The organism is Phycisphaerae bacterium, from assembly GCA_012729815.1.
Taxonomy (GTDB): Bacteria; Planctomycetota; Phycisphaerae; order JAAYCJ01; family JAAYCJ01; genus JAAYCJ01.
The window spans coordinates 25,037-44,293 of the sequence record JAAYCJ010000348.1; the positions used below are offsets into that span (position 1 = coordinate 25,037).

Genomic DNA, 19,257 nt, shown 5'->3' on the forward strand with positions numbered 1-19,257 from the left:
CTCCTGGGGACAAGATGACCAGGGAAGCAAGTCTTGTCCATATCGGACTGGTGGCTGCGCTGTGTCTGGCGATGGCCGGATGCGAGAGCAGTGCGCGGAAAGCGGAGCGGCTCGGGGCCTTTCTTCAGGAGAAGCGTTCTCCGGTGACGGGCATCGAGTACCGCGTCCTGCCGCCGGACGTGTTGAGTTTCTCCTCCCGTTACGTTCGCGAGATCGATCAGGTCAGGCAGAAGGTTCGCCCGGACGGCAAGATCAGCCTGCCGTTGGTGGGCGAGGTGTTCGTGGCGGGCCGGACGCTGCAGGAGATCGGGCACGAGGTGGCGTGGGCCGCGAAGCGTTATTACCAGCGAGTGGACGTAACGGTTTACGTGGAGCAGTACAACTCGCAGCGGATTTACGTGTTCGGCCAAGTGTCGCGGGCGGGCCCGTTGCCGTGGACGGGGGCGGACACGCTGCTGGACGTTCTGGCGCAGGCCCAGCCGAACAACCTGGCCTGGCCGGAGAAGATCAAGGTGGTTCGGGGGGCGCCGCCGAAGCGTGGCGGTTACCTGCCGGGCGGGCAGGACGACTCGGGCGAGTTGGCCGGCGAGCTGATCATCAACCTCAAGGACATGATCGAGAAGGGGGACATGTCGCACAATATTCTGCTGTGGCCGGACGACGTGGTGTACGTGCCGCCGTCGCCGACCGCCGCGGTGGGCCTGACCCTCCAGCAGGTTCTGTTCCCGCTCTATCCGGTGATCCAAGCGACCCAGTTGCCCATCGCCGTCGATCAGGCCGCCGACATCGGCAAGGGAGACGACAAATGACTGAGACGCAGGGGAATCAGCCGCTGAGCGAGATTTTCCGCATGGTCATTCAGCACCGCCGGGTGTTCGCGCTGGGGGCGGCGGTGTTTGCCCTGGTGGTGTTGTGCGGTTCGCACTACCTGCCGCTGAAGTATTCGGCGTCGGCGATGTTCGAGCGTCGCAGCGACGGGGCGGTGGAGAGCGGCAATCCGAAGAAGACGGAGTCGTTCCAGACCGCCAAGCTCACGCTCAAGCATGAGCTGGCGGGGCAGGCGGCGATGGAGCAGGCGATCGAGGACGTGGGGTTGACGCGGGAGATGGAGCGGGACGCGGAGGGGAAGCTGACGGCCCGCGGCCTGCGTCAGCGGGAGCTGATGGCCAAGGGCCTGATGGAGGACGTGCTGATCCGCTGGACGGTCAGCAGCGATCAGGTGGATTTGGTGGAGGTGGTGTTCACGCATTCGGACCGGTCGGTGGCCGAGCAGATGCCCAACGTGTTGATTCGCAACTACATCACCCGGGTGGGCGATCAGATTCTGCACCGGTTGGAGGAGAGCCGCGACTTTCTTCAGAAGCGTTCGGAGGATTCGGACCGGCAGCTCTGCGAGTTGAAGCGCAAGGAGATCGAGTTCACCACGCGGCAGGCGGGCATGCTGCCGGAGAATCCGCAGGATCTCCAGCGCCAGTGCGAGGAGGCCCGCAGCGAATTGAACACCCTTCGCCGGCAGCGCGCGGCGGCGATGGAGCGGGCGGCGACGCTCAAGCGGCTGATCGTATCCGAGCGGGTTCGGGCGCTCCAGGAGGAGCTGGCGGAGTACGAGGCGAAGCTCAACGAGGCGATGACCGACGGTCACATGACGGAGCGGCATCCGCGGGTCCAGGCGATCCGCAAGAACATCGAGCGGATGGAAAGCGAGATCGCCCAGGCTCAGTCACGGACCGATCAGCAGACCCTGGACGACGAGCAGGGCGTGTTGAGCAACCTGTCGGTCGATCTGATCGGAGCGCAGTCGGAGGTGGAGGCCCTGGCCAGGGAGATCGAGCGGCTCGAGCAGCGGTTGGTGGACCACGAGCAGCTGGTGACGAACGCGGCGCCGGTACTCTACGAATACTCGCAGATCAAGAGCCAGGCCCGCAAGGCCAAAGAGGAGGCCGAGCGGTGGGCCGGCCAGCTCGCGGACGTGCAGGTGGCGCTGGAGGCGGAGCGGGCGAATCGTCGGACGCAGCTCAGCGCGGTCCAGGCGGCCCAGAAGCCGAGTCGGCCGCTGTTCCCGCGGATCTGGACGATCATGGGCCTGGCCATTGCGGGCGGGTTGGGGTTTGGGTACATTTCCGCGTTCTGCGTCCACACGGGCAATCCTTCGCTGGCCAGTCCTCAGGAGGCGGCGCAGTTTTTCCAGGTGCCGATCTGCGGGGTGATCGACGAGATTCCCACGTCGCGTTATCCGACGGTGCATCGGATTCGGCAGGGGACGTTGCGGCTGATCGCGGCGCTGGTGCTGGCTGGACTGCTGCTGGCGGCGGCGGGCAGCGTGATGCTGAGGCTCAGGCACCCCGAGAAATTCGAACGACTCGTTTCCTCCGTATCGCGGACCACCGTCAGCCACGCCGGACTGAACGGCCTGATGTCCCTGGAGGAGACGCCGGAATCCGGCGATTAGCGCATCGGAGCCGATTATGGCGATGAAACAGAAAGATCAGAACAAGGTCCGACGGCGGCCGTCGGGCGGCGGCGCGGCGGTGATGGCCGCTGAGGCGTCCGCGACCGAGGCGACGGCCAACGGCGCCGAGGCGCTGCTGGACCAGATGATCCGCGAGGTCGAGGGTCTGGAAGGCCTGGTCGATTCGCCGGCTGACGAACAGCCGGTCGATGAACAGGCCGTCGAGGCCGAAGGCGCGACGATGGGCGCGGCCGGCGCGGACGCCGAGATCGAAAACGGTTCGGCCTCCGACCAGGCCGTCGCCGAGGATCCCAGCGATCAGGTCCAGGACATTATCGATCAGCCGGAGGCGGCGAGCGAAGCTCAACTTGAAGACGCGACAGCCGCGGTCGAGCCGACCGAAGCGACGGAAGCCGATGCGGCGGATGCGGCTCCGACCTCGTCGGACGACCAGACGGAACTCGATCAGTTCATCGAGGAGAAGCTTGCGGACGCAGCGCCGGACGTGGGCGAGACGCCCGATGAGAATGAAGTCGATCAGTTGATCGATCAGGAACTGGCGTCGGCGGAAGAGGAAGCCACTGAGTTTTCCGCGACGGAGGAACCGGCAAGCGATGAGCCGAGTGCTGCGGTCGCCGAGGTGGAAGTCCCAGCCGAGTCCGAAGCGGCGGTCGATACGAGCGAGAGTGAACCGGCTGAGACTCCGGCGGATACGAGCACCGAGCTTCGTGAACCGCCCGCCGTCGAGCCCGCCGAGGAATCGTCGTGGACGGATGAGCCGGTTGAGGAGTCCCGGACGGTTGTCGATCGGACGCCGCTGGAGCGCGAGGAGCCCGAGGCGCCCCCGTTGGACGTCAGACCGGCGGCCGAGGAGGCGGAAGAGGCGTTTGAGCTGCCCGAGCCGCGGCAGGCGTCTGGGAAATCGGAATGCTTGCGACCCCTGGTGGTCTGCCATCAGCCGTCGAGCCGGATCAGCGAGGAGTATCGCTCGCTGCGGACCACGTTGCTGGCCCAATGCCGCGACGAGCGGCTGTGCATGGTGATCACCTCGGCCGAGGCGGGCGAAGGCAAGACGGTCACGGCGGTGAACCTCGCTTTGGCCCTGGCCGAGCGCAACGACAAGAAGACGATCGTGGTCGACGCCGACCTGCGCAAGGGGCGGATCGCCGCCATGCTCGGGCTTGCGGAGTCTCCGGGCCTGGCGGAGGTGCTCAGCGGGCAGGTCGAACTGGATCAGGCGATCCAATCGGCGCCGCAGGCGAATCTGGCGGTGCTGTCGGCCGGGGACGTTTCGCGCGGCCGCGCGGGAGAATTGCTGGCCCGTTCCGGTCTGCCGGCGGTGGTCGAGCGTCTGAGGCGGGACTACGATCACGTGCTGTTCGACACCCCTTCGGTCAACGGGTACGCCGACGCCGGGATGATCGGCCGGGCGGCCGGCGAGGTGCTGCTGGTGGTCAAGATGAACGCCACCCATCGACGGGTCATCGAGCAGGCGATGGCTTTGCTGCGGACCATTCACGTGAAGCTGGCCGGAGTCGTTCTGACCCATCGGCAGCAGGACATGCCCCGGCTGCTGAAGCGATTCTTCTGAGACGAACGTGCGAGTGCTCTTGATCACACATCGACCGCCCTTTCCGCCGGACAAGGGGGACCGGATCCGCGGCTGGCAATGGTTGATCGCCGTGGCGGGGCGGTGCGAGGTGGACCTGCTGACGGTCAGCGACGGACCGCTTCCTTCCGAAACCCGGCTGGCGCTGGAGGATTTGGCCGCCAACGTTCACGTCCACCGGGCGGCTTGGCCGCGCATGGTTGCCGGGCTTGCGGGCGGGACGAGTCTGACCGAGGCGCGGTTCGACGCGGCGGGTCTGCGTCGGCGCGTCGAGGGCCTGTGCCGTCGTCGCGGATACGATGCGTGCATCGCGGTCTGCAGCAGCGCCGCCGCCGGGCTGCTCGATTTGCCGTGCCGGCCTCGAACAGTGGTTGACCTGGTGGATATCGACAGCGTCAAGTGGGCGCGATTCGCCGCGTTTCGGCGCGGTCCGCTCCGATGGCTTTACGCCCGCGAGAGCCGGTTGATCGGCGGTCTGGAGCGGCGCGTGGCGCGGTGCGCGGACGTCCTGGTGACGATCAGCGAGCCGGAGCGAGAGCTTCTGGCGCGACTGACCGGTCGGCGGAGCGTGGCGATTCCCAACGGCTTTGCCGTCGCGGACGAGCCGCCGGCCGACCGCGAGGCGGTCGAGCCGCGGCTGGTGTTTGTCGGGCAGATGGACTACCTGCCGAACGTCGACGCGGTGGAGTGGTTCGCCCGGCGGGTGTGGCCCTCGCTGCAGGGCCGGCGGCCCGCATTGCGGTGGGCGATCGTGGGGCGTCAACCGGTTCGCCGGGTCCGCCGCCTGGCGCGTCTGCCGAACGTGACGGTGACCGGGCAGGTGGCCGACGTCAAGCCGTACCTGGCCTCCGGGATCGCGATCGCGCCGATCCGCCTGGCGTGCGGCCTGCAGAACAAGATTCTCGAAGCCGTCGCGGCGGGCCGTCCGACGGTGGTCTCGCGGGAGTCCGCGCGGGCGCTGGCGCTGGAACCGCAGCGCGACCTGCTGGTGGCGGATCGTCCGGAGGAGTGGCTGGCGGCGATCGGCCTGCTGCTGGACGACCCGCGCCTGGCCCGGCGCATCGGCGAGAGCGGCCGCGAGACGGTTTGCCGCCGTTACGACCCGGCCCGCACCCTCGAAGCGATGCTCGGCTGCGTTGACCGCGACGACGACTTCGCCGCGTTTGCGCGGTTCGAATCGATGACTTGCCCCGGCTCGACGTGAGCCGCCGGGCGACCGCCGGAGTCATGAAAGAAGTTCAACGGACAGTGCGGTCGGACCGGTCGGCCGCGGGGACGTGGCTGATCGCCCTCCTCGCCGCCTCGTTCGCTCTGCGCCTGGCGTTTGTGGCCACGGCGCCCTCGGCGCTGGCGGGCGACGCGGGCCATTACGACCTGCTGGCCAGGGCGATCCTCGATCGCGGCGAGTTTCCCAGCGCGTACCGCAGCCCGGGCTATCCGGCCTTTGTGGCGGCGGTGTACGCGGCGGCTGGACGTTCGCCTTCCGCGGTGTACCTGTTGCAGGCGGTGATTTCAACGGCGGGCGTTTACTTCGTCTATCGTCTGGGTCTGGAACTTCTGGGCCGCGGGCGTTGGCGGGCTGCGCTCGTTGCCGCGGCGTGCATCGGAGCAAACCCGGAGATTGCCGCGTACTGCGCGATGCTGCTTCGCGAGTCGCTGACGATCAGCCTGACCGCGCTGGCCGCGTGGCTGGCGGTGCGGACGTGGTTCGGCGCTTCGCGGGCGGCGTGGCCGCTGGGTGTGGCGCTGGCGGCATTGGTCTACGTGCGGGCCGAGGCGTGTCTGCTCGTGCTGCCGCTTCTGGCCGTCCACGTGCTTCGCCGGCCCCGTGTGAACCTCCGCGCCGGGCTGATCGCGATCGCTTTGCCGTTGATCCTGGCCGGGCCGTGGATGGCCTGCTGCGCGGCGTTCCGCGGCTATGGCGGCATGCAGACGGCCTTCGATTCGTGCCTGTTCAGCCGGGTCTGGTACCTCTCGCCGCAGGGCCGGGTCGCGCCGGAGCTTCGGGCGCGGATCGTCGAGGTGGTGGCGGCTTCGAAGCTGAGCGACCAGGAGGTCCGGCGCTACATGATTCCGCCGCGGCTCGTCGAGCAGCTTCCGTATGGCGACGTCCGGGCCGAGGCGGCGCTGTATCGGCAACTCGGGGCGATCGCGCGGGAGAACGTCGCCGGTCAGCCGGCGGCGTACGCGGCTGACTGCGTCAATCACCTGCGGGCGACGCTGGGAGGATACTGGTTGTTCTGGTGGCCGGATTACTGGAACGCGCCGCCGTTCGCCCGGAACATTCGCGACGGCCAGTGGGTCTATGTGGCGGTGAAGGTGGGCAATCGAATGGTATGGCCGGCGGTGATGATCGCATTGACCGCGATCGCAACGGCTGGGCTCTGGGTTCGTCGCGACCGGGCCGCCGGGCCGCTGGCGCTGCTGGTGCTGGGCGCGTTGGCCGCGATCGCGCTGGTGTGCCTTTGCGTCTGCGGCGATCCGCGTTTGCGGTTGGCGTACGATCCGGTGTTGTACATCGCGGCCGTGGCCGGTTGGCGGATGGCCGCCGCCGCGCGGCCCGTGCAGACGGGTTGGCGGCGCCTGCGGGAGTTGTTGAGCCATCGTCCGGCGGGAGTCGTGCAGGAGACATGATCGTCACCGAGCGTCAACATCGCGAGCGAACGCACTTCGACCGGGTCTATCGCCGGGCCGAACGGACGCAACACTTGCGCATCCCGCCGCATGACCTTCGACGGTACGGCCGGTGTGACGACTGGCGGACCTACGGCAAGGAGTGCGCGTTTCACTACCTCAAGCCGCTGGCCGGCCGCGAGCTGCTGGAGATCGGGTGCGGGACGGGCGTGGATTCGGTGCTGCTGGCGGCCAACGGGGCCCGCGTGTTCGCCTACGACGTGTCGCCCGAGGCGGTTGAGATCGCCCGCAAGCGGGCGGAGGTCAACGGGCTGGCCGATCGGATCACGTTTGTCGTGGCGTGCGATCTGTCGGCGGCGTTCGCGGGCCGGCGGTTCGACCGGGTGTTCGGCAACACCGTTTTGCATCACCTGGATTTGACCGGATTCAGCGAGAAGGTGCGCCGCGTCCTGCGGCCCGAGGGCGTGGCGGTGTTCCGCGAGCCGGTGGTGCTGGACCGGTGGTTGCGGCGGCTGCGGCGGTGCATTCCGTGGTATCCGTCCAATCCGTCGCCGGACGAGCGTCCGTTGGACCGGCAGGACGTGGCGGCGCTGTGCCGCGGTTTTGCCGGCGTGGAGCTTCGCCAGTTCGAGTGCCTGTCGCGGATCTGGCCGCTGCTGCGGAGTTCCTGGCTGATCGATTGCCTTCACCGGTGGGACCGGGAACTGCTCGAGGGGGTTCCGTGGAGCCGCCGGTTCGCTTCGGTGTTGGTCATGCGACTGACCGGTCATTGCCCTTCTGCGAGAGAGACACCATGAGTCGGCTGAACGTCTATGCGCGGAATCTCGGTGCCGTCTGGGTCGGCTACGCGGTCAACCTGGCGGTGATGTTCTTCATGTCGCCGTTCGTGGTTCACAGCCTGGGCGACGCGGCGTACGGCATCTGGACGCTGATGATTTCGATCACCGGGTATCTGGGCCTGGCGGAGTTGGGGATGGGGGCGGCGCTGGGCCGGCACATCAACTTCCACCTGGGCCGCGGCGAAGTCGGGAAGGTCAACGGCGTGATCAGCACGGCGCTGGCGTTTTTCGCGGCGTGCGGCGTTCCGCTGCTGGGGATCGGGCTGCTGTTGACGGTCTCGCTCGGGTCGGTGTTCACGAAGATTCCAGCCGAGTTGCTCGGTCCGGCGCGGTGGGCGATCCTGATTCTGGTGATCGACCTGTGGCTGTCGTTTTTTCGGGCGTCGTTCGTGCAGGTGCTGACCGCGCACGAGCGGTTCGACATCTCCAACGCCATTCAGATCGGGTTTATTCTCGCGCGGGCGGTTTTGACGCTGGCGGCTTTGTCCCTTGGCCGCGGGCTGCTGGAGCTGGCGTTGATCGAGGTGGCCTGCGGCACGGTCGTTCTGGCGGCTACGGCGCTGGCGGCGCGGCGGGTGTTTCCCGCGTTGCGGGTGGGCCGGGCGTGGATTGGCCGCGACCGGTTCCGCGAGCTGTTCCATTTCGGGTTCTGGTCGTTCGTGGGCAACGTGGCGGGGCGGCTGTTGTACTGGACCGACAGCATCGTCATCGCGCTGCTGCTGGGCCCGGCGGACGTGACGGCGTTCGCGATCGCGGCGATGCTGATTTTCTACGCACGGACGATCGTGCACCAGTCGACGGCGGTGCTGGGGCCTCAGGTGATTCAGCACTGCGCGGCGTCGGACTGGCCGGCCCTCCAGCGGCTGTTCTCGTGGGGGACGACGTTCGCGATGACCCTGGCGATTCCGATTCTGGTGGGCATGATCGCGTTCGGGCGGCCGTTCCTGGTGTTGTGGATGGGTCCGGCGTACGAGGGCAGCTATCCGGTGCTGGCGATTCTGGCCTGTTCGCAGATCGTGGCGCTGGCCGGGTCGGTGATCGGGACGTGGGTGTTTTCGGGTTTGAACCGGGTTCGTCTCGGCGCTTCGGTGACGCTGGTGCAGGGGTTGTGCAACCTGGCGTGCTCGGTGGCGCTGGTGCTGGCGGGTTTGGGCGTGGTGGGAGTCGCGCTGGGGAGTTTGGCCCCGCGGGTGATCTTCTCGCTGCTGTGCATGGGCATGGCGATGCGCTGGATCGGATTGGGCATTCCTGAGTTCGTGCGTCGGTTCGCCTCGCGGTGGGTGCTGCTGGCAGGCGGTTTCGCCGTGATCTGCGCGGCGGTCAATCAGCTCCCGCTGCCGTTCGGGTGGGCGGCGCTGGTTCTGAAGGTCGCATTGTCGGTGCTGATCTACCTGCCGGCGGCGTGGCTGGTGGTTCCCGAGCCGGATCGTCGGCGGATCTGGCGGACGACGTTTCTGTCGAAGATTCGGAGGGCCGCGGCGTGATCCGCTGCGCCGAACCGCGTGAGGTGGCGATCCAGTGGCAGTCGCGGCGGTTCTACCCGGACCTTTACGGCGGCTTGGAGGTCCAGGGTTGGGAACTGGCGCGGGTCTGGCGGCAGCTCGGCCGCCACGTGTCGGTCATCACGGAGAACTACCCGGACGGTCCGTTCCGGATGGACACGCTGCCGGACGGCATTCCGTGTCTGCGGATCAGCCCGGTGCGTCGGGCGTGGCCGTGGTCGAGTCTGCCGTGGCTTCGGACCCTGCACTGGGCCCGTTTCCAGCGGCGGTTGGCCCAACCGCACCAGGTGGTGATCGCCTCGTATCCGGAGTGCGTGATCGCCAGCCGGCTGGCCTGTCCGCGTCGGCCGGTGATCTACAACTGCGTGGCGGTCTCGGCGGCGTTGGCCGCGGCGGGCGTGGTGCCCAGACCGGGCGGACCGCAGCAGGCCCTCGAACGGCTTGCTCCGGTTCTGGCCGACCGCGTGACCGTGACGAGCCGGATGGTGAAGCGACAGCTTCTGGACCTGGTCAACCTCCCGCCGGGCAAAATCCACGTGCTTCCGAACGGAGTCGACTTCGATCGTTCCAGCCGGGCGAGGCCGGACGGCGATCTGCTCGAACTGAGGTCGCGCGGGTTCTTTGTGCCCATCTACATCGGCCGGTTGTCCGTCGAGAAAGGGGTGGACCTGGCCCTTCGCGCCGTTGCCCGGATGGCCCACCGCGCCAGAACCCGGTTCATCATCGTCGGCGAGGGCCCGCACGAGCCCGCACTGCGGCGGCTGGCCCGGCAACTGGATCTGACGCGGAACGTGGTGTTTCTGGGCAAGCTCGACCATCCCGAGGGCCGCCTTGCCGCCGCGGACGCGCTGGTGCTGCCCTCGCGGTACGAATCCTTCGGCATCGTCTTGCTGGAGGCGATGGCGGCGGGCGTTCCCACCCTCACCTGGCGGACCGACTATCCACGGGCGCCGGTGGCGTGCTCGGAGATTATCGTTGAAGGCCGCACCGGCCTGTGTGCCGATGCTTTCGATATCGACGACCTGGCCCGGAAGCTCGATTTCCTGGCCGAGCGGCCCGACCTGCGGCGGCGGTTCGGGCAGGCGGGCCGGGCGCATTGCCGCAACAACTACTCATGGGTGGCCAGGGCCACCGGTTTTCTGAATCTCATTCAGACGGGCGAACCGATCAGCCAGACATGTCCGGTCTCTCGCTGAGACAATTCGTGGTGGATCAGCACTGTGTCCCGTGGAAGCTGCGCCTCGCGGTCCGGCGGATGGTGCCGTGGCAGTACCGGCGGCGTCTGCTCCACGGCCGGGTGAACCTCAACACGCCGGCGGCGATGGATCAGCGATATCGCAGCCAGGGGACGGATTTCCGTTCGATGGAGAACCTCTACGGCCGGCTGTTGCCTCTGCTGCCGTCGCAAGGCCGGCTGCTTGACGCCGGCTGCGGCATCGCGGTGCTGCTGCGAACGATCCGCCAGCGGTATCCGCAACTGGAGCTTCACGGGGTCGATTTCTCGCCGGTGGCGGTCGAACGGACGCGCGAATACGGTTTTGCCGCCCAGGTCGCCGTCCTTCCGGACCTCCCGTACGACGACGGGTGCTTCGACGCGGTGACCTGCACCGAAGTCCTTGAGCACCTTGACGATCCAGCCGCCGCGGTGCGGTCGTTCGCCCGGGTGCTTCGCGCGGGCGGGTGGCTGATCGTCTCGGCGCCGCAGGACCTGGATCCCGATCATTGCCTGGAGCACGTCCAGGATTTCGATGAACCGGCATTGCGCGGCTGTCTTTCCCAAACCGGGTTGGACCTGGTCCACCTCGAGTCGGTCGAGCGCGAACCGCACCGCAAGCCCGGGGTCTCGTGGCTGGCCGTGGCGGTGAAGGTGGGGTCCGATGCGGATCGCCGTTGACGCCCGAACCGTTTTTACCGCCCATCGGCGCGGGACGGGCAAGAATCTCGTCGATCTGTACCGTCACATGGCCGTTCTGCGGCCGGCGTGGCGGATTCTGATGTTCCATCAGTACGAGGCGGGCGGGAATCCCTTTGCGGACCTGCCCAACGTGGAAACCCGCCGGATCGATATCCGGGGCGACCGGCTGAACCTCTGGCAGCAGGTTCGGCTGCCGCTGGCTGCGTGGCGGGCCGGCGCATCGGTGCTGCACTGCCCAGCCAACACCGCCCCGCGGTTTCCCCTGGTCCCGATGGTGCTGACCCTTCACGATCTGCTGCCGTTCGACCCGGAACTGGCCACAAAGCAGGACGCCAGGTGGTCCGGCAACATCGCAGCGGCGGCGCGGCGGGCCGCCCGGATCATCGTTCCCAGCCGGTTCACATGCGGCCAAATCGTCAAGAAGCTGGGCGTTTCGACCGATAATATCACTGTAAACCCGTGGGCGGCCGACAGCGGCTGCCGCCGGGTGACCGATCCGGGCGAGCTTGGGCGGGTCCGCGCCAAATACGGGCTGGCCGACGAGCGCCGGTACGTCCTGGCCCTCGGATCGTCCGATAAACGGAAGAATACGGTCGGCATCCTCGAGGCCTGGGCCGTCGTGCCCGACCGTCTCCGCAGCCAAATCTCGCTGCTGGCGGTGGGCATCCCGGACCCGGCTCTCGACGGGTTTGCCCGTCGGGCCCGAGAGCTGGACGTGGCGTCGAGCGTGGTTCTCGGCGGATTCGCCGACGAGACCGACCTGTCGGCCCTCATCAGCGGCGCCGAGGTGCTCTGCTACCCGTCGCTGGGCGAAGGGTTCGGACTGCCGGTCCTCGACGGGTTCGCCTGCGAAACGGCGGTGCTGACGAGCAGCGTCAGTTCGCTGCCGGAGGTCGCGGGCGACGCGGCGTGGCTGGTCGATCCAGCCGACCGGCGGGCGATCGCCGCCGGCTTGGTCCGCCTGTTGGACGACCAGCGGCTGCGAAACGAACTGGTCCAACGGGGACGGGTGCGGGCGAGCGAATTTACCTGGCGGGCCTGCGCCGAGACGGCCTGCAGGGTCTTTGAACAAGCGGCGAGAGAACGGACCTGAGATGACGCTGAACATTGCCCCCGATTGCCGGCACTACCTGGGCGACCGGCCCTGCCCGGTCGGCAACTCGTGCCGGTGCCGGCATTATGCCCCGATGGGCTTCCGCGTCCTGATCATCAAGATCGGAGCGTTGGGCGACGTGGTGCGGACCGCCGCCCTGCTGCCGACGCTCAAACGGACCTGGCCCGTGTCACACGTGACGTGGCTGACCAGCGAGGCGGGCGTCCGCATCCTGGCCCGCCACCCGCAAATCGACCGCCTGCTGCCGTTCGACGCGTCCGGGACCGCAGCCGTGCTCGCCCAGTCGTTCGACCTGGTGATCTCGCTGGACAAGGACGCCGGTCCGGCCGGCCTGTGCCGGCTCGTCCGATCGGCCGACAAGCGCGGCATTACTCTCTCCGAGTGGGGTACGGTCGTTCCCGCCAATCGCGAGTGCGAGGGCTACTTCGCCCTCGGTCTCGATAACCACGCCAAGTTCGTCCAGAACACCAGGAGCTATCCCCAGTTGATCCACGAGGCGCTGGGGCTCGAATATCGCGGCGAACCGTACCGCTTGCAGGTCGACCCGTCCTGGGCCGAGCGGGCGGAGCGGATCTTCCAGCGGCGGCCCGGCGCCGACGGTCCGGTGATCGGACTGAACACCGGGGCCGGACCCAATTTCGCCCGAAAGACGCTCAGCCCGGCCCGGTGGGTCGAGCTGGCCCGCGCGCTGACCGCCCGCGGGTACGCCCCGGCCCTGCTGGGCGGGCCCGGCGAGATCGAAACCAACGCGTGGATCCTGGAGCAGTTGGGGCCGGAGGTCCTGGACACCGGATGCCGCAACCGCGAGGACCTCTTCGCCGCCCTGATCGACCGCTGCGATCTGGTGATCACCGGCGATTCGCTGGGTCTGCACGTGGCCGTCGCCCGCGGCGTGCCGACGGCGGCGCTGTTCGGGCCGACCTGCCCGCAGGAGATCGAGCTCTACGGCCTGGGCCGCAAGCTCGTCTCGCCGTGCGCGTGCGGGCCGTGCTATCGGCGGGAGTGCGCCCGCGAGCCCCACTGCATGGACGCGATCCCCCTGGAGACGATACTCGAAGCGGTCGAAACAATCTGCCCGACCGAACGGACGGCGGCCATCCCAACCCAACCGGCGCGGCGCGTGACGCCGACCGGCACGTCGTAGACGGGCACGCCGTCGGACCGTCGGCGGAAAGGCAGCAACAGACCGATGAAATGGTTGTTCGTGACAAGCCGATTTCCCTGGCCCCTGGTGCACGGGCGGTCCGTCACGCTCTACCACACCATCCGCACCCTCGCCCGCGCCGGCGACCGGACCGCCCTGCTGTGCTATCAGGGCGAGCCCGAAGCCGTCGAGGCCTACCGGCGGTGCGGCGTCGAGGTGCTCGAGGGACCGATCGGCGTTCCGCCGACCAAAGGGCCCTCGCACCCGCGGCTGGCTCCGTTCGTTCACGACGCGGAACTGGCGGTTCGCGTGGCGGCCCGCGCCGGCGGGTTCGACACCCTCGTGCTGATGGGCGCCGAAGGCCTGCAGTACGCCCCGCAGGCCCGTCCGGCCGCCTGTGTGGTCGCCTTCCTGGTCGATGATCCGATGCTCGAGGTGGGCCGGCGACTGACCCGCCAGGGCCATCCGCTCGCCTGGCTTCGCGACGCAAAGTTCCTCGTCGGCCAGCGGATCTACGAAAACGCCTTCGTCCGCCAGATCGATCTGGCGGCGTTCGTCAGCCGCCAGGACGTCCAGAGCTTCGCCCGCCGCCATCCGCAAACGGCGGTGGCGTTCGTGCCCAACGGGGTCGATCTCGACCATTTCGCCCCTCCGGTGTCGCGGCCGGCGGCCGGCGGGCCGACCGTCGTGTTCATGGGCAACCTGGAGCATCCGCCCAACGACGACGCCGCGAGGTTCCTGATCCGGCGGATCGCCCCGCGAATCTGGGCCCGACGGCCCCAGACCCTGGTGGCGATCGTCGGCTGCGCCCCTTCCCCCAAACTGCGGCGGTTGGCCGGGCCGCGGATCGACATCACCGGTTTTCTGGACGACCCGCGCCCGCGGCTTTGGGACGCCGCCGTGGCGATGGCGCCGATGCGGATCGGCACGGGCATCAAAAATAAACTGCTGGAGGCGTGGGCGGCCCGGACGGCGGTGGTGGCCACGCCGCTGGCCTGCCAGGGCATTCCCGCCCGTCCGGAGGCGAACCTGCTGGTGGGATGCACCGCCGATCAACTGGCCGGCCAGGCCCTGCGGCTTCTGGATGACGCCGCCCTGCAGGGGCGGATCGCGGAAGCCGGCCGGCGGACCGTCGAGCAGGAGATGGCCTGGCCGCAAACGGTGGCCCTGCTCCGCCGGGCCGTGCTCGACGTCCGATCCGCACCGTCCATGGGCCCAGACGTTCAATGGCTGTGCCCGGAGGGTCCGCGATGAAACAGACCCTCTTTCTGTTGTTGATGATGTTCTACTTCACCTGCCGCTCGTTCGTCGAACCGTTCTGGGCGGTGTTCCTCTACTACGGCCTGTCCGTGCTTCGCCCCCAGGCGTTGTGGGAGTGGGCGTTGCCCGAAGGCATTCGATGGTCGCTCTACGCGGCGGTGCTGGCCGTGGTGGTCGCGATCCTGCATGGCCGCCCGGTCCAACGCCGGGCCACCCGTCCCCTCTTCCTGCCGATGCTCGCCGTCTTCGCGTTCTGTCTGCTGTGCAGCTACCACCACGCGTTGGACCGCACGCTGGCGTCGGCGACCGGCTGGGAATACGCCAAGCTGCTGACGATGCTGGTCGTGGGGGCGTGGGTCCTGACGGAGCGCCGCCACCTGCGGTACCTGGCGTGGATGATCTTCGCGTGCCTCGGCTACGTGGTCTACGAGATGAACTCGCTGTACTTCTTCAAGGGGATGCTCTACATCTACCATCACGGTTTCGGCGGCTACGACAACAACGGGGCGGCGCTGGCGTTGGCGATGGTGATTCCGTTCGGCTACTTCTTCTGGCTGGCCGAGCGGCGCTGGTGGCGATGGGGGTACCTGGCGGTCACGCTCCCGGCGATGCACGTGGTGATGCTCAGTCTCTCGCGGGGAGCGATGCTCAGCACGCTGGTGGTCATGGTGGGCATGCTGGCGGCGACGGCCCGTCGCCACGCGGGACGGACGCTGCTGGCGGCGATCCTGCTGACGGCGGCGATCGCCGTCCTGGCCGGCCCGGAGGTCCGCGACCGCTTCGCCACGATCGGCGACAAGCTCCAGGACCCCTCCGCCGAGTCGCGGTACCTCAGTTGGCGGGCGGGCTACCGGATCGCCAAGGCCTACCCGCTGTTCGGCGTGGGGCTTCGGAATTCGAATCTGCTGACCTGGGACTACGGGGCGGACCGCGCGGGCCGGACAATCCACAACAACTACCTCCAGATTGCCGCCGACGCCGGCCTGCCCGCGCTGACGGTGTTCGTGAGCCTTCTGGTCGCGTCATTCGGTTGGTTCCATCTGGGGGCTCAGCGGGCGGCGGCGGACATGGACGATCCGGAAATGCGATGGCACCACTACATCTGCCGGGCCGGCGGATGGAGCCTGGCCACCTTCGCGGTCGGATCGGTGTTCCTGTCATTTGAAACGTTCGAGTTGCCCTATCTTCTGATGCTCATGGCGGCGGCCGCTCCGGATCTGGCCGGCGAGCCGCGTCTCGCAATCGCGGACTCGCAGCCGCGCCGGCTGCCTCGCGTCGCCGCCCTTTCGCCCGCGGAGACCCCTGCATGAATTGGCGGCTGACCGATCACCTGGACCGCATCGTTCGCACGTTGAATCGCTGGGCCGAGACCCGGCGCCCCGGATGGCGCCGCCGACTCGCGCTGGGACTGAACCTGCCGCTGCGGGTCGTCTGGCATCTGTGGCGGAACCGTCGCTACCTGACCGCGGGCAAGCTGCTCAACATCGCCGTCGTCAACGTCGAGTACCTGCTTCGGCGAGAGCGGCTCCTGGGATTGCCGTACGACATCAAGATCGAGCCGACCAACCGCTGCGGCGGCGGGTGCCGGTTGTGCCCGACCGGCCAGGGCCTCCAGGGACGGGCCAAGGGCGTCATGCCGTTCGAGCGGTTCGAACGCCTCGTCGAGCAGATCCGCGACCACGCGTACGTCCTGGACCTCTCGAACTGGGGCGATCCGCTGGCCTCGCCCGAAATCTACCGCATGATCCGCTGCGCCCACGACGCGCGAATCTGGACCTACCTCTCGAGCACCCTGGCCCTCTTCGATCCCGCCCGCGACGCCGAAACGCTCATCCGATCCGGCCTGGATATGCTCAACGTCTCGCTGCACGCGGCGACCCCGGAGACGTGCCGCCACTATCAGCCGGGCCGGTGGCTCCAAGCCGACCTGGACAAGCTGCGGGCCTTGCTCGAGACCCGGCGACGCCTCGGTTCGCGAACCCCCATCGTCCGCCTGTTCTTCGTGGTCACCCGGCACAACGAACACGAGATCGAGCCATTCCGGCAGTTGGCCCGCGAGTTGGATTGCCAAGCCGTCTTCGCTCCCGCCTCGCTGAACCTGCGATTCCTGGGCCGGGATCGGAACCTGGCCGACCGGAAGTGGCCGCCCGAGCGAAAACGCCAGGTCGCCCGCGAACTCGCCGAGACATGGCTGCCACGCGATCCGCAGTGGATCGCCCCGTGGTACCGCCGGAGTGTGGAGGAGTTGATCGACTTTCAGCCGACGGGCGCGGGCAAACCTTACCGCTGCGACTGGCCGTGGCGGCGGACGGTGATCAACTGGGACGGCGGCGTGGCCGCCTGCTGCGGAGTCTTCGACCCGCGACACGACCTGGGCAACGTCGGCGAGCGCCCGCTCCGCGAGATCTGGAACGGGCCCGCGTATCGCGCCGCCCGTCGAAGCTTTCGTCGCCCCGTCCGCACCCCCGTCGGCGAATCCTGCGAGCATTGCATGGGAGTGCTGCCCTGACGTCCGACGATGATCCGATCTATCGCCCACAATCCGCCGCGGTTGCGAGTGCTGCACGTGCTGCACAGCCTCGACTGCGCCGGGACCGAGCGACTCGCCTGCGACTTGATGCTCGCGCTGGGCGAGCAGGTGGAGTCCGCCGCGGTCTGTCTCGATCGCCAGGGGCCGCTGGCCGCCCGCCTTCGCGAGGCGGGGCTGGAGGTCCGCTGCACCCAGCGGCGACCCGGCGTCGACCTTCGCCAGATCCCGCGGATCGCCGCGATCATCCGCCGCTTCCGCCCGCACGTCCTGCACTGCCATCAATACACGCCCTTCTTCTACGGCGGGCTGGCCGCGCTCGGCTCGCCCGGCGTCCGCGTCCTCTTCGCCGAACACGGACGGCATTTCCCCGATCGCGTGTCCCGCAAGCGGCGGCTCTTCAATCGGCTGCTCGACGCCCGCGCCGGCAAAGTCACCGCGGTCTGTGACTTCACGCGGCGGAGCCTGGTGGCTAACGAAGGGCTGTGCGCCCGGCGCATCGAGATTATCCCCAACGGCATCGACCTCGAACCGTTCGACCGCCTGCCCGACCGCGCAGCGGCGCGGGCCCGGCTCGGACTGCCCGACCGCGCGGACGTGATCGTCCACGTCGGATCGTTCCGGCCGATCAAGGACCATCCGACCGCCCTGCGGGCGATGGCGATGGTCCTGGCCCGCCGGCCCGCCGCCGTGCTCGTCTGCGCCGGCGAAGGGCCGCAGCTTTCCGCCTGCCAAACCCTTGCCCGCCAGCTGCGCATCGAACGCGCGGTCCGGTTCCTCGGCCGCCGCGACGACGTGCCCGCGATCCTGGCCGCGGGCGACCTGGCCCTCTCCAGTTCGCTCTGCGAGGCGCACAGCCTGGCCATGCTCGAGGCGATGGCGGCGGGATGTCCGGTCGTGGCCACCCGCGTCGGCGGCGTGCCCGAGACCGTTCCCGACGGACGGACCGGCCTGCTGGTCGGCCCGCAGGACCCGCACGCCATGGCCCAGGCTCTCATCACGTTGCTCGAAGACGACGGCCGCCGCGCCGCAATGTCGCGCGCCGCAGCGGAACACGTCCGAACGCATTTTTCGAATCGCACCATGCACCAGCGATACCTCGACATCTATCGCCGCCTGAGCGCGGGAGCGGCCCGGTGAACCCCGATACCGCCTTGAGCATCCTGCACGTGCGAACCGTCCGCGGAAGCGGTGGCGGGCCCGACAAGGGAATCCTGGCCTCCTGCCAACGCCTGCGCCAACTCGGCTGCCGGGCCGACGCGTTCTACGTCCTCGACCGCCGCAGTGACTATCAGCCGTTGCTCGACGCGGCCAGGGCCAAAGGCGTGGACGTGCACACCGCTTTCGAGGACCGACCGGTCTGCCTCGATACGCTTCGGCGCTTCCACCGCTGCCTCGTCCGCGGCCGCTACCGAATCGTTCACGTCCACGAGTACAAGTCGGCCGCGCTGGGCCAACTCCTGCGGCTGTGCCGCAGCTACCGCGTCGTCGCCACCGCCCACGGATACAACCGCACCTCGCGACGCGAACTGCTCTACTACGGGCTGGATCGACTCCTGCTTCGTCAAGCCGACGCGGTGGTCGCTCCCAGCCGGCAGATGGCCGATGAGCTTCGACGCCGCGGCGTGCCCGCGCCGCGAATCCGGATCATCCCCAACGGCGTGGACTGCAGCGGCCCGATGGTCCAGCCGATCGGCCGCAACGGGCGGCTGCGGCTGCTCTATCTCGGCCGGCTCAGTCCCGAAAAGGACCCGCTCAATCTGATCGACGCGGCGGCGCACCTCAAATCCCGAGGCGTCGCGGTCGAAGTGACCATCGCCGGCGACGGACCGCAGCGGGACGTCCTCGCCGCGGAAACCCGACGACGCGGACTCGACAACGCCGTGCGACTGCCGGGTTTCGTCAGCGACGTCCGCTCGCTGCTGGCCCGGACCGACGCCCTGGTCTGTCCCAGCCGCACCGAGTGCATGCCCAACGCCATCCTCGAGGCGATGGCCGCCGGCGTGCCCGTGGTCGCCACCGCCGTCGGCGGCGTGCCCGAGATGATCCGCCACGGCCGCGATGGGCTGCTGTGCCCGCCGCAAAACGCCGAGGCCCTCGCCGACGCGCTGCGGCAACTCGACCGCCAACCCGATCTGGCCCGATCGCTGGCCCGCAGCGCCCGCCGCCGCGTGATCGAGGAGTTCTCTTTCGAACGCCACATCCGCGACATGCTCGACCTCTATCGCCGCGTTCTGGAATCATCATGAAGACGTTCGCCAAAA

At 68.5% G+C, this 19,257-nt stretch carries 16 protein-coding genes; all 16 read left to right on the forward strand.

The genetic code is table 11. The features are described from left to right. Nucleotides 1–14: 14 nt before the first annotated feature. Genes GXY33_22220 through GXY33_22295 form a run of 16 tightly spaced genes read left to right on the forward strand, consistent with a single transcriptional unit; the run spans nucleotide 15 to nucleotide 19,242 of the window. On the forward strand, nucleotides 15–809 hold the full coding sequence (locus GXY33_22220; GenBank protein NLX07866.1) for a hypothetical protein: 795 nt from the start codon (nucleotides 15–17) through the stop codon (nucleotides 807–809). Next, nucleotides 806–2,449: a hypothetical protein gene (locus tag GXY33_22225; protein ID NLX07867.1), complete on the forward strand. Its 1,644-nt coding sequence runs from the start codon at nucleotides 806–808 to the stop codon at nucleotides 2,447–2,449. The genes GXY33_22220 and GXY33_22225 overlap by 4 nt, the downstream gene beginning before the upstream one ends. Nucleotides 2,450–2,471: 22 nt before the next feature. Beyond that, nucleotides 2,472–4,040, forward strand: coding sequence for a polysaccharide biosynthesis tyrosine autokinase (locus GXY33_22230; protein ID NLX07868.1), 1,569 nt, complete (start codon nucleotides 2,472–2,474; stop codon nucleotides 4,038–4,040). Nucleotides 4,041–4,053: 13 nt separating this feature from the next. Further along, the gene (locus GXY33_22235) at nucleotides 4,054–5,262 is read left to right on the forward strand and encodes a TIGR03087 family PEP-CTERM/XrtA system glycosyltransferase (protein NLX07869.1); all 1,209 of its coding nucleotides are present in this window, start codon (nucleotides 4,054–4,056) and stop codon (nucleotides 5,260–5,262) included. Nucleotides 5,263–5,285: 23 nt separating this feature from the next. Further along, nucleotides 5,286–6,692: a hypothetical protein gene (locus tag GXY33_22240; protein NLX07870.1), complete on the forward strand. Its 1,407-nt coding sequence runs from the start codon at nucleotides 5,286–5,288 to the stop codon at nucleotides 6,690–6,692. Then, complete coding sequence (locus tag GXY33_22245) at nucleotides 6,689–7,489, forward strand: class I SAM-dependent methyltransferase (protein NLX07871.1); 801 nt, start codon at nucleotides 6,689–6,691, stop codon at nucleotides 7,487–7,489. Before GXY33_22240 ends, GXY33_22245 begins: the two co-directional genes overlap by 4 nt. After that, on the forward strand, nucleotides 7,486–9,015 hold the full coding sequence (locus tag GXY33_22250) for an oligosaccharide flippase family protein (GenBank protein NLX07872.1): 1,530 nt from the start codon (nucleotides 7,486–7,488) through the stop codon (nucleotides 9,013–9,015). The genes GXY33_22245 and GXY33_22250 overlap by 4 nt, the downstream gene beginning before the upstream one ends. Beyond that, complete coding sequence (locus GXY33_22255) at nucleotides 9,012–10,229, forward strand: glycosyltransferase family 4 protein (protein NLX07873.1); 1,218 nt, start codon at nucleotides 9,012–9,014, stop codon at nucleotides 10,227–10,229. The genes GXY33_22250 and GXY33_22255 overlap by 4 nt, the downstream gene beginning before the upstream one ends. Next, on the forward strand, nucleotides 10,211–10,927 hold the full coding sequence (locus GXY33_22260; GenBank protein ID NLX07874.1) for a class I SAM-dependent methyltransferase: 717 nt from the start codon (nucleotides 10,211–10,213) through the stop codon (nucleotides 10,925–10,927). Before GXY33_22255 ends, GXY33_22260 begins: the two co-directional genes overlap by 19 nt. Continuing rightward, the gene (locus GXY33_22265) at nucleotides 10,911–12,041 is read left to right on the forward strand and encodes a glycosyltransferase family 4 protein (GenBank protein NLX07875.1); all 1,131 of its coding nucleotides are present in this window, start codon (nucleotides 10,911–10,913) and stop codon (nucleotides 12,039–12,041) included. Before GXY33_22260 ends, GXY33_22265 begins: the two co-directional genes overlap by 17 nt. A gap of 1 nt (nucleotide 12,042) precedes the next feature. Then, nucleotides 12,043–13,206, forward strand: coding sequence for a glycosyltransferase family 9 protein (locus GXY33_22270; GenBank protein NLX07876.1), 1,164 nt, complete (start codon nucleotides 12,043–12,045; stop codon nucleotides 13,204–13,206). Nucleotides 13,207–13,251: 45 nt separating this feature from the next. Beyond that, entirely contained in the window at nucleotides 13,252–14,460 is a 1,209-nt protein-coding gene (locus tag GXY33_22275; protein ID NLX07877.1) for a glycosyltransferase, read from the forward strand. Further along, nucleotides 14,457–15,776 (forward strand): hypothetical protein, encoded by a 1,320-nt coding sequence (locus GXY33_22280; GenBank protein NLX07878.1) that lies wholly within the window; start codon nucleotides 14,457–14,459, stop codon nucleotides 15,774–15,776. The genes GXY33_22275 and GXY33_22280 overlap by 4 nt, the downstream gene beginning before the upstream one ends. Then, nucleotides 15,773–16,975 (forward strand): radical SAM protein, encoded by a 1,203-nt coding sequence (locus GXY33_22285; protein ID NLX07879.1) that lies wholly within the window; start codon nucleotides 15,773–15,775, stop codon nucleotides 16,973–16,975. Before GXY33_22280 ends, GXY33_22285 begins: the two co-directional genes overlap by 4 nt. Nucleotides 16,976–16,984: 9 nt before the next feature. Further along, nucleotides 16,985–18,133, forward strand: coding sequence for a GT4 family glycosyltransferase PelF (pelF, locus tag GXY33_22290; protein ID NLX07880.1), 1,149 nt, complete (start codon nucleotides 16,985–16,987; stop codon nucleotides 18,131–18,133). Continuing rightward, nucleotides 18,130–19,242 (forward strand): glycosyltransferase family 4 protein, encoded by a 1,113-nt coding sequence (locus tag GXY33_22295; GenBank protein ID NLX07881.1) that lies wholly within the window; start codon nucleotides 18,130–18,132, stop codon nucleotides 19,240–19,242. Before pelF ends, GXY33_22295 begins: the two co-directional genes overlap by 4 nt. Nucleotides 19,243–19,257: the final 15 nt, after the last annotated feature.

Coding starts and splice junctions, on each gene's coding strand:
- GXY33_22220 (NLX07866.1), top strand. CDS start 15: ATGACCAGGGAAGCAAGTCTTGTCCATATCGGACTGGTGGCTGCGCTG.
- GXY33_22225 (NLX07867.1), top strand. CDS start 806: ATGACTGAGACGCAGGGGAATCAGCCGCTGAGCGAGATTTTCCGCATG.
- GXY33_22230 (NLX07868.1), top strand. CDS start 2,472: ATGAAACAGAAAGATCAGAACAAGGTCCGACGGCGGCCGTCGGGCGGC.
- GXY33_22240 (NLX07870.1), top strand. CDS start 5,286: ATGAAAGAAGTTCAACGGACAGTGCGGTCGGACCGGTCGGCCGCGGGG.
- GXY33_22245 (NLX07871.1), top strand. CDS start 6,689: ATGATCGTCACCGAGCGTCAACATCGCGAGCGAACGCACTTCGACCGG.
- GXY33_22250 (NLX07872.1), top strand. CDS start 7,486: ATGAGTCGGCTGAACGTCTATGCGCGGAATCTCGGTGCCGTCTGGGTC.
- GXY33_22260 (NLX07874.1), top strand. CDS start 10,211: ATGTCCGGTCTCTCGCTGAGACAATTCGTGGTGGATCAGCACTGTGTC.
- GXY33_22265 (NLX07875.1), top strand. CDS start 10,911: ATGCGGATCGCCGTTGACGCCCGAACCGTTTTTACCGCCCATCGGCGC.
- GXY33_22270 (NLX07876.1), top strand. CDS start 12,043: ATGACGCTGAACATTGCCCCCGATTGCCGGCACTACCTGGGCGACCGG.
- GXY33_22275 (NLX07877.1), top strand. CDS start 13,252: ATGAAATGGTTGTTCGTGACAAGCCGATTTCCCTGGCCCCTGGTGCAC.
- GXY33_22280 (NLX07878.1), top strand. CDS start 14,457: ATGAAACAGACCCTCTTTCTGTTGTTGATGATGTTCTACTTCACCTGC.
- GXY33_22285 (NLX07879.1), top strand. CDS start 15,773: ATGAATTGGCGGCTGACCGATCACCTGGACCGCATCGTTCGCACGTTG.
- pelF (NLX07880.1), top strand. CDS start 16,985: ATGATCCGATCTATCGCCCACAATCCGCCGCGGTTGCGAGTGCTGCAC.